Annotated in this window: 10 protein-coding genes and 1 tRNA gene; 3 read left to right on the top strand and 8 right to left on the bottom strand. The window is 67.2% G+C overall.

All coding sequences use genetic code 11. The annotated features are described in order from the left end of the window. The 4 genes from NG1_RS28030 to NG1_RS28015 all read right to left on the bottom strand — a co-directional run. Positions 1-979 (bottom strand): replication initiator (locus NG1_RS28030; protein ID WP_218019006.1); only part of this gene is annotated, 979 nt, incomplete at its 3' end. A 77-nt stretch (positions 980-1,056) separates the two neighbouring features. Next, on the bottom strand, positions 1,057-1,518 hold the full coding sequence (locus NG1_RS37040; RefSeq protein WP_157114269.1) for a hypothetical protein: 462 nt from the start codon (positions 1,516-1,518) through the stop codon (positions 1,057-1,059). Then, positions 1,515-1,799, bottom strand: coding sequence for a hypothetical protein (locus NG1_RS28020; RefSeq protein WP_062975724.1), 285 nt, complete (start codon positions 1,797-1,799; stop codon positions 1,515-1,517). The genes NG1_RS37040 and NG1_RS28020 overlap by 4 nt, the downstream gene beginning before the upstream one ends. After that, on the bottom strand, positions 1,799-2,152 hold the full coding sequence (locus tag NG1_RS28015) for a hypothetical protein (RefSeq protein ID WP_062975722.1): 354 nt from the start codon (positions 2,150-2,152) through the stop codon (positions 1,799-1,801). The genes NG1_RS28020 and NG1_RS28015 overlap by 1 nt, the downstream gene beginning before the upstream one ends. A gap of 185 nt (positions 2,153-2,337) precedes the next feature. Here NG1_RS28015 and NG1_RS28010 point away from each other — a divergent pair, with 185 nt between their 5' ends. Both NG1_RS28010 and NG1_RS35965 read left to right on the top strand, forming a co-directional pair. Next, on the top strand, positions 2,338-3,198 hold the full coding sequence (locus NG1_RS28010; protein WP_062975720.1) for a P-loop nucleotide/nucleoside kinase family protein: 861 nt from the start codon (positions 2,338-2,340) through the stop codon (positions 3,196-3,198). A gap of 134 nt (positions 3,199-3,332) precedes the next feature. After that, complete coding sequence (locus tag NG1_RS35965) at positions 3,333-3,746, top strand: kinase (RefSeq protein WP_245660088.1); 414 nt, start codon at positions 3,333-3,335, stop codon at positions 3,744-3,746. Positions 3,747-4,554: 808 nt separating this feature from the next. On the opposite strand, the gene NG1_RS28005 is transcribed toward NG1_RS35965, so the two are convergent. From NG1_RS28005 to NG1_RS27995, 3 genes are all read right to left on the bottom strand, one after another. After that, complete coding sequence (locus tag NG1_RS28005) at positions 4,555-5,052, bottom strand: single-stranded DNA-binding protein (protein WP_084499245.1); 498 nt, start codon at positions 5,050-5,052, stop codon at positions 4,555-4,557. Between the two features lie 161 nt (positions 5,053-5,213). Beyond that, on the bottom strand, positions 5,214-6,182 hold the full coding sequence (locus NG1_RS28000; protein WP_084499244.1) for a serine/threonine dehydratase: 969 nt from the start codon (positions 6,180-6,182) through the stop codon (positions 5,214-5,216). Next, positions 6,179-8,212 (bottom strand): bifunctional copper resistance protein CopD/cytochrome c oxidase assembly protein, encoded by a 2,034-nt coding sequence (locus NG1_RS27995; protein ID WP_062975716.1) that lies wholly within the window; start codon positions 8,210-8,212, stop codon positions 6,179-6,181. Before NG1_RS27995 ends, NG1_RS28000 begins: the two co-directional genes overlap by 4 nt. Before the next feature lie 201 nt (positions 8,213-8,413). Between NG1_RS27995 and NG1_RS27990 the strand changes: the two genes are divergently transcribed. Then, positions 8,414-8,487, top strand: a tRNA-Arg gene (locus NG1_RS27990). A gap of 211 nt (positions 8,488-8,698) precedes the next feature. On the opposite strand, the gene NG1_RS27985 is transcribed toward NG1_RS27990, so the two are convergent. Next, the gene (locus tag NG1_RS27985) at positions 8,699-9,100 is read right to left on the bottom strand and encodes a group I truncated hemoglobin (RefSeq protein WP_062975714.1); all 402 of its coding nucleotides are present in this window, start codon (positions 9,098-9,100) and stop codon (positions 8,699-8,701) included. Positions 9,101-9,109 lie beyond the last annotated feature (9 nt).

Raw genomic sequence — 9,109 nt, 5'->3', positions numbered from 1 at the left:
GGGCGTCATCCCAGTAGGTCAGCGCCCGCCTGGTCGTCGGGTCGGTGAAAGTGCCGGCCGCGTGATCCCAGACCGGCATGTTGTCGCCGGTGTAGACCTCCTGGTCGAAGTGCGGCCACCAGATGTTGACGTAGGTCGCCGCGGTCACCTGATACAGCAGCTTGGTCGGGATCGAACCCCGGATGGCCAGATGGATGTGCGGGGCCCCGCGCTTCTGCGGCTCCACGCTGCCCCAGTACTGCACGTTCCAGCCCACCGCGCGACGCAGGTTCTGCACCCACCGGTCGAACAGCGCTTTGACGTGCATGATGTCGCGGGCCGCACGCGCGTAGTCGTAAGACTCCGGATCGCGCGGAGAACCATCCGACACCATCTGTCCGGTCTCCTCATCACGGACACGGTTGATCCCCCCGTAGGAATCCACGGTCAGGGTGTGGAACGTCGAGGGCCGATACCGGCCGCCCGCGTAGGCGGTGCCGACCGTGGTGCGCGCGACCTTCTTGCGAGGCAGGTCCGGCACGTCATCACGGCGACGGGTCGACTTGGCCTTACGACGCGGCTTGGCATCCAACGGCGGCAGACGGTCACGCACCCCGAGTTCGCGAAGCTCGGCATCGAGGTCGGCCACCAGATCCTTGATGGCCTCGGCCAGTTCGTCATCGCCCTCGCGGCGAGCGTCGTGATACCGGTTGAACTGGTCGGCGCGGGTGGCCAGGACTTCGGCTTGGGCTTCGGTGACCACCGGTTGCGGTTGCACGGGTTCGTGTTCGGCGCACCAGCCCTCCCGCAGCTGGGTCACTCGCACGTACTTGTTCGCTTTTGCGCACGCCGGGCAGGTCGTTGCCACGGTGGCCTTGCACGGAGCGCCGACGTAGGAGACGCGGCCGGTGTTGGTGTCGACCGCGCGCATCGGGACCACGCGGGCGCATACGCCATGCTGTTCGGCGACAGCTTCGGCGATATCGCGAAGGTCGGGCATCGCTCGACGCTCAGCGGCAGTCTGACGGTTCGGCGCGACCGCACCGACCGGAGCCGTGCCGATAGCCTGTGCTGTGGTCACAGGGCCACCTGCCCGGTGCTCATGTCCAGCGGATCGGCCGCAGTGACCCGCTTGGCCTGATCGGAATCCGGGACGGCCGCGCTGACCCGCTTGACCTCGTGCTCCGGATGCTGGAACGCGTAGTAGGTGCGGTCGTTGTAGCTGGACCAATGCCCCTGCTCGGTCACCACCTCACCGCGGCGAGTGGTGTACAGCACGCGCTGCACAGCCGGGGCCACATGGATCAGGCCGAACGCGCACGTGCAACCCTGCGGCCCCGAGAACGCCAACCCCGTGCCATCGCACTGACGGCACACGGCCCACACCGAGACCTCGTGCAGAGCAACGCAATCCGGGTGCTGGCAATCCAGCTCACCACACCAGACACAGCGTCGGGCGAACGTCAGCCGAGGCGGACGCAACGGCTCAGCGGCCCGACCTCGCAAAGTGATGACATTCCCGCGCGTCTGCTCGCTCATGCCGACACCCCCGCCGCGTCGATGCCGACCGACCAGGGCGTCTGCGTGACCCGCAACAGCTCCAGCGCCGCGTCCACCACGTGATCCGGCGGCTGAAGCTCGGTCTCCCACACGTCGATCGCCTGCCAGGTCAGCGGCACACGGGGCCACGCCACCGGGCCGATCAGCTCGTTCAGCCGCTCCGCGAACGCCTCCAGTCCCAGCCCCATCGACTGCCGAGCCCGGATCAGAATCTCCCGCTTCGGCGACATCCACGTCTCCGGCATCACCACGTCAGCCATCACGCCACCGCCCCGAACTCGATCACGTTGTCCAGATCCACCGGCGCCTGCGGAGCGGTCGCCAACACCCACTCCACCGGGCTCAGACGGAGAACCAGTTCAGCGAAGTCGGTGGCCTGCGACAGGTGCGCGTCGTGCTCCTCGTTGTAGGCCACCGTCAGCAGCCCGCACTCACGCCACCGCGCGCACATCTCCCGGAACGCCCGCGAACCCAGCGGACCCAAGCCCGCGACTTCCTCGAAGGCGATCGACATCCGGTTCGGCCGCGCCAACAGCCAGGCCAGCAACCAGCGCTCCTGAATCGACAAGGCTTCTCTGCCCAGCAACAGCAGCCGCGCGTAGTTCTCGGTCATCTCAGGGCCTCCCCGGTAGGTGCAATCGTGCGTTGTGTCACAACGGTAGCAAGTGCTTTCCTAGGGAAGCAAGTACTTTCGGGAATCGTTACAACAGACCGTCCAGACCGGAAATTCGCCCAGGTCAACTGGTCAGAAGCGCCTGATACCCTCTGGGAGGCAACTGCTACCGAAGGAGACGGTTCGTGCCTGGCCCCCAGCGTTCGACTGCGACACCCGCGCACCTGCGGATCGCTCAGGCCATCCGGAACGACATCGAGTCCGGACGCCTGCGTGATGGTCAGCGGCTTCCGACTACCCGCGCGTTGGCTCAGGAGTGGCAGGCAAGTCAGCTCACCATCACCAAGGCAATGGAGCAGCTCGCGGCAGACGGCTACATCGCCAGCCATGACCGATCCGGCCGCGTCGTCACTACCCCTACTTCGCTGAGCCTCACCCTGGCCTCACCCGTCCGACCCATCCGGCCGCGAGTGATCTACGTCGGAGGGTTCCCTGGGAGCGGCAAAAGCGAGTTCGCGCGGACCCTCGCCCGTGAGACCGGCTGGGCACTCTTGGATAAGGACACGATTGCGCGGCCCATCATCGAGCCCGCACTTGAGGATCTCGGATCGACCATTGATGACCGAGAATCCGACATCTACCTGACTCGAATCCGGCCGCGGGAGTACGACGCCCTCGCCGCAGTTGTTCAGGACAACATTGAATGTGGGAACTCCGCCATCGCTGCGGCTCCCTATATCCGCGAGTTTGCCGACCGATCTTGGCTGGACCAGACGATCGCCCGTGCCGAGACAGCTGACGTCGATGCAACTTTCGTCTGGGTCCGCTGCTCTCTCGACACGATGCTGATGTACCTCCGACGACGAGGCGCAGCACGTGACGCATGGAAGCTTGCAAACTGGGCCACCTACAGCTCGCACCTCAACCTTGAATTCCGACCCGCAGTCGAACATCTTCTCATCGACAACGACCCGGACAGCGAGCCTCTGCGCACCCAAGCTCAGCGCCTCATTGAAGGCATCCGTCGCGAGCCCGCCACCCAATGAGCGCGGGAGTCATCCTCTATGGAGCACCCGCCAACGGTAAGGACACCATTACGGGTGCTCTCACCCAGTTGGATCCAACCTTTCAGCTCTTCCGGCGAATCAAGTGTGGCCCCGGTCGAACTGTCGGCTACCGAATGACCACCGCATCCGAGTTTGAGCGTCTCTCCGAAGCTGGAGAGCTGATTTGGATGAACGAGCGATACGCCGCCCGCTACGGCATCGACCGCCCCGGTTTGAATTCTCAATTCGCCGCGCGCCAGATTCCTGTCGTCCATGCTGGCCAGCCCGAGGTCATTTGGGCAGTCATGAAGGCCACGCCCGAAGTCTGCTGGTCAGTTGTCGAACTTCGATGCTCTCGTGATGTAGCCCGAGCCCGAATTATCGCCAGAGAAACCGGAGACACTGCGGCACGGCTTCAAGCTTGGGACTCAACCCCGCTGCTGCGAGCCGCAGACCTGACGATCCGCACCGACACGGTTTCGCCGGAAGAAGCTGCTCAGTCGATTCGTGCGCTGGTACTCGGATCAAATCGAACTCCGACTGACTGAATCTTCGCGCCCTACGTTGTGCGAGTTGTTGCTGAATTTGGCTATATAGGATCAAGGGCGCCTGCGGCGGCGCATGCGCGCCGCCGCCGCGCCACGACGCGCAACGGGCACCCTGGCTGCGCTGGCGGGAGCCCGGCGCGTCGGCACGTCGGCGGCACACCTGCGCCCACAATGTCGCTCCAGGACACTATGGGCCGCTTTTGCAATAACCGAGCAGTGCTGGGCACGACGACAGCCGTACCCGACTGACCTCCCGCAGCCGAGCGCGAATCGGCCGGCACCCTGCCCGGTCCACCGGCTGTGGTCCAGTCCTTGGAACTCCAGAAACAGAGCTGACCTGGGCGGATGAATTGCTGAACGAAATCCCGCCGCCGGACTTCCGTACGTGGAGGACTGGCTGGTTGCGAAACCCCTGCCTCCTCATCCGCCGATTGTCTCGCTGCACTCGGCCGAGTCAAGGGAAAGAGCGCCCTTGACACGACCGAGTTCCGCTGAGGGCGGCAAGTATGAGGAAGCAGGGGAAGGGAAGTCACCCGGACATGCGAAAGCGGCGGACAGGAGATCCCATCCGCCCCCATCGCAGGCCGTGTACAGGCCGTCAGAGGTCACCACGGACCCACCCACAGCACCCACCAACACCCTCAAACACCAGCGACGAAAAGGCACGATGCGGAATCGTCCAACCTGGGATTATGTGATGTCGTTCATCTGGTAAATGAACTCAGCCATAAGTGTGAAGCCTATCGGTGCGTGAGATGAGGGGACGAAGCAGAGCTACCCTGCCGCCGGGACGAAACCGGTCGTGCGATCAAGCGTCGACAGGCTCGGGTGCGCTGCTGTGTGGCCGTGCCGAACCGGCGGCTGCGACATTCTCCCCCGGCGCATCGCCGTCCGGTACCCGAGCTTCAGCGCTCGGCACCTCGGAAGTATTCCGCGACGGCAGGTCGGACAACCGTGTCAGCCGCGCCACACAGCGGGACAGGTCCGGTCCGACCACGGTAGCGCGCATCTCCAGGTCCCGTCGTTCCACACCGTCCTTGCTGCGGTACTCGTGGGAGCGCAGGTGGCCGTAGGCGATGACCGGATCGCCGCGCCGCAGGGAGGCGTCGACGCCCGCCACCAGCCTGCGCCAGCAGCTGACCGTGAGGTACAAGGTGCCGTTGTCCACCCATTGCCCCGACGCGTGATCCAGCCGGCGCGAATTGCTCGCCAGCCGGAAGGTCACCACCTGCTCGCCGTTGGCGAGGTCGCGCTTGACCGGATGAGTGGCGATCGTTCCGATCACCGTCGCGTGAGCCTCGTACATGATTACGCCCCTTCACATTCGGATCCGGGCCTGCCCGGAATCTCCTCCCCCTCCAGGAGGGCTCTTCCAGGGTGCGCCGCTCCGCGGGCGCCGAGCGAGCCGATCCGGAAATGTGCACAGCTTCCCAAGTTGTGAAGATTGGGCGTTTCACGCAGCGGAGATCAGAACACCGCCACGTCGGTATTGGCGCCGCAGAGCACGATGACCGGGCGCTCGTCCGGCTCGGGAACATAGGCTCCGCTGTGCACCGCGGCCAGCGCCGCCGCGCCGGCCAGTTCCACCAAGATGCGGAATTCGCGCCACAGATACTCGCGTGCCGCGCTGATCGCGTCGTCGCTGACCAGCAGCGACCGCACACCGTGCCGGCGCGAGACGTCGAGGGCGATATCGCCGATCCGCGTCGGGCCCAGCGCGTCGACGGTGAGCCCGGACGCGACGATGTCCACGGGATGGTCCGCCGTCAACGCCGCGCGCAGGATCGCGGCGCCCTCGGGCTCCACCCCGATGACCTGCTGACGGCGCCCGACCGCCGCCGCGATCCCGGCGACCAGTCCGCCGCCGCCCACCGCGGCCAGCACCGGCGGCCGACCGCGCACCTGCTCCTCGAGTTCCAGCCCGACCACACCGATGCCGGCGACCACCGCGGGCAGGTCGTAGCCGTGCAGCAGCAGCGCGTCGCGTTCGGCGGCCAGCTCGGCCGCGTGCACCGAGGCCTCCGCGTAGGTGGTGCCGTGCCAGAGCACATCGGCGCCGTGCGACCACATCGCGGCGACCTTGGTGTGCGGGGCGGTCTCCGGGACCACGACCGTGCACGACTTGCCCAGTCGCGCGGCGGCGAGCGCGGCCGCGATACCGGCGTTGCCACCGGAGGCGATCACGACATGATCGGCCTCCTCGCCCGACTCCAGCAGCGCGTTGAGGCTGCCGCGGACCTTGAACGTCCCGCCGTGCTGGAGATGCTCGAGCTTCATCGTCACCGGCACCGGACCGGAGGGGCTCGCCACGGACGTGTGGAAGACCGGCGTCTTGCGGATCTGCCCCGCCAGCCGCTTGCGCGCGGATCGCACGTGCGACCGTTCCACCCGCCCGACCGGTCTGTGTGGGGAGACCACGGTGGCGCGTTCACTCACTTACGCACTTCTCCATCTCGCTTGGCCAGTTCGGCGTACATCGCGTTGTATGCGGCGAGTGCGGCGTCGTTGTCGCGTTCGGCGGCTCGATCGGTGCGTTGCGCGAGCCGCTTGTCGCTGCGCGACCATTGGATCAGCAAGGCCAGCATCACCACCACCAGAGGGACCTCACCGCTCGCCCAGGCGAGGCTGCCGCCGGTGCGCTGGTCGCCGAGCAGATCGCCGTTCCAGCCGAGCCCGAGGCCGCGGTAGAACCAGCCGCCGAGCACCGTGGTCGTGCTCATCAGCGCGACGCCGAAGAACGCGTGGAACGGCAGCGAGCCGAACACCATGGCGAGCTTGGTCAGCGGTTCGACCTGCCTCGGCTTGGGGTCGATGCCGATCACCACCCAGTAGAACAGGTAACCGCTGAGCAGGAAGTGCGTGTTCATCAGCAGATGCGCGGCGTGCGAGTCGGCGTAGGCGTCGAAGATGCCGCCCAGATACAGCGCGTAGAACCCCGCCACGAAGATCGCCGAGGCCACGATCGGGTGGGTCAGGAAACGCGACACCGGGTTGTGCACGGCGGCCAGCAGCCATTCCCGGGGGCCGGGCACGCCGCCGCGGCCCGCCGGAGGCAGCGCGCGCAACGCCAGCGTCACCGCGCCACCCAGCGCGAACAGGATCGGGGTGAGCATCGACAGCGCCATGTGCGCTCCCATATGCACGCTGAACATCGCGGGCGAGTACCGGCCGACGCCGGAGGAGGTGGCGACGAGCAGCACCACGCACCCGGACAGCCAGGCCAGCGTCCGCCCGGCAGGCCACGCGTCACCCCGCGCTCGCAGCCGCCGCACGCCCAGCAGATACAGCACCGCGAGCACGAGCGACAGCGTTCCGAAGATCAGATCGAACCGCCAGTCGAACATCATGCGGGCGATGCTGGGCGGCCCGGCCAGGTCGTAGCCCAGCTCCACTTCGACGGGGGTCGGAACGGAATCCGGAGGTGGCGGCGGCGTGCGCCCGAGCCCGACCGCGAGGCCGATGGTCGCGGCGAAGATCAGCACCTCGACGCCAGCGTAGCGGATCAGCGCCGAGCGGTCGCGGGGATCGGCGGCGAGGGCGGGCAAGGCGGCGCGGCGCTGGAGATAACCGAACGCGCCGAGCACCGCCAGCGCCGCGGCCTTGGCGAGCACCAGCCTGCCGTAGGTGGTGCTGAACAGCTCGTCCAGCGGCACCCGGACCCAGGAGTTGATCACGCCGCTGACCGCGATGACCGCGAACGCCACCGTCGCGGTCAGCGAGAAGCGCCGCGCCGCCAGGTCGGTGTACGCGCCGCCGCGCAAGGCATGCGCCAGCACCGCGAACAGGCCGCCGATCCAGACGGCGGACCCCACCAGGTGCAGGATCAGGCTGTTGGTCGCCACGTCGTGCGACCCGCCCGAGGACGAATGGCCGGTCAACGCCAGCGGCATCATGGTCGCGATCGCGCCGCCGAGCAGAACCGGAGTCCAGCCCCAGCGCAGCGCGAGCCGGCAGCCGACCGCGACGATCAGCGCGAAGACGACGGTCGTGCGCCAGGCCCCGGCCAGCTCGATCTGACCGATCGCCCGCCACAGACCGTCGGGCCGCAGCACCTCCCCGACCGGCCGGCCCGTGGTGTCCGAGACCGTGAGCGGCACGAGCAGCGCCGCGCAGCATGCCCAGACCACCGCGAAGTTCGATGCCCGGTGCACCGCCCGATATCCGCCGACGTCCAGCAGTCCGTTGCCCTGCGGCGGCACGAGGAACGCCGCGAAGAGCAGCGAACCGACCGTCAGGGCCGCCGCCAGATCGGCGAGCGCCCGCACCGCGGGCAGGCCGTAGGTGGTCGCCACGCCCGGGTCGGGGATGCCGAGCAGACTCAGCGCCTGCGCCGCCGACAGCCCCACCACCAGTGCCGCGACCACGGCCGCGATGGCGCCGGCCAGCGCGGTGACCGTCGTGAACGTCGCCCCGGACCGGACGGCCTCGGCTTCGGGAGCGGCGGACGAGGTGGGGGCGGACGACATACGACTGAGCGTAGTTCGGCGAGTAATCCGTGGCCCGGTCGGGTTTGTACCGATATCCTGACCGCGGATCACCACCGGCGCGTCACCTACTGTCTCGGGATGGCTGAAACGTTGCTAATGCTAAGAGTTTGACCACCTGGACGGTCGCTATAATCGACCCGCTGGACAGCACGGCCAATGTCGGCCATCGTGGAACCCGCTGCCTCCGTAGCTCAGTTGGATAGAGCAAGGGCCTTCTAATCCCTAGGTCGCAGGTTCGATTCCTGCCGGGGGCGCAGCACACTGGAGACCTGCAGCTATGCGGGTCTCCAGTGCTATTACCCTGGGAGCGCGGAGCTCAAACACTCGGAGATTCTCCTCCCGCGCATCTCGACGGCGGGCAGTGTCCGCGATCGAGCCGAAGTTCCCGCGAGACTTGCGAGCCGGTTGCAGGGCCGGACACCGCACCACTGTCCGCCGCCAGCCAGTGCGAGCGCCTGCCAAGTGTCAGATCTTCGCAGGCGAGGAAGCGATGTCGTCGGCCAGCGGGGCCACGGCGCCCAGGATCTCGGCGACCAGGTCGGCGGGCACCCCGGCCGCGGTGAGCGAGGCCTCCAGGTGTCCCGCCACCAGACCGAAGTGGTGCATGGTGATGCCCCGGCCCTGGTGCACCTGTTTCATCGGAGCGCCGGTGTACGGGAGGGGACCGCCCAGGGCCGCCGCGAAGAACTCGACCTGTTTCCCCTTCAACCGCGACATGTTCGTGCCGGTGAAGAACCCGGCCAATTCACCGTCGGCGAGTACGCGAGTGTAGAAGTCTTCCACGACGACCTCGAGCGCCTCGTGACCGCCGACCTTGTCGTAGATGCTGGTTGTCTTGCTCTTCCCGAGCCAGGAGGGCATTCGCATGACTACCAG

This window comes from Nocardia gamkensis NBRC 108242, from assembly GCF_001612985.1.
Classification (GTDB): Bacteria; Actinomycetota; Actinomycetes; order Mycobacteriales; family Mycobacteriaceae; genus Nocardia; species Nocardia gamkensis.
The sequence above is the reverse complement of the archived record's forward strand: the minus strand, read 5'-3'. Positions and strand labels throughout refer to the sequence as shown.

Excerpts from the sequence above, each read along its gene's own strand:
- NG1_RS28020 (WP_062975724.1), bottom strand. The coding sequence starts at position 1,799 with ATGGCTGACGTGGTGATGCCGGAGACGTGGATGTCGCCGAAGCGGGAG.
- NG1_RS27995 (WP_062975716.1), bottom strand. The coding sequence starts at position 8,212 with ATGTCGTCCGCCCCCACCTCGTCCGCCGCTCCCGAAGCCGAGGCCGTC.
- NG1_RS27985 (WP_062975714.1), bottom strand. The coding sequence starts at position 9,100 with ATGCGAATGCCCTCCTGGCTCGGGAAGAGCAAGACAACCAGCATCTAC.
- NG1_RS37040 (WP_157114269.1), bottom strand. The coding sequence starts at position 1,518 with ATGAGCGAGCAGACGCGCGGGAATGTCATCACTTTGCGAGGTCGGGCC.
- NG1_RS35965 (WP_245660088.1), top strand. The coding sequence starts at position 3,333 with ATGACCACCGCATCCGAGTTTGAGCGTCTCTCCGAAGCTGGAGAGCTG.
- NG1_RS28005 (WP_084499245.1), bottom strand. The coding sequence starts at position 5,052 with ATGTACGAGGCTCACGCGACGGTGATCGGAACGATCGCCACTCATCCG.
- NG1_RS28015 (WP_062975722.1), bottom strand. The coding sequence starts at position 2,152 with ATGACCGAGAACTACGCGCGGCTGCTGTTGCTGGGCAGAGAAGCCTTG.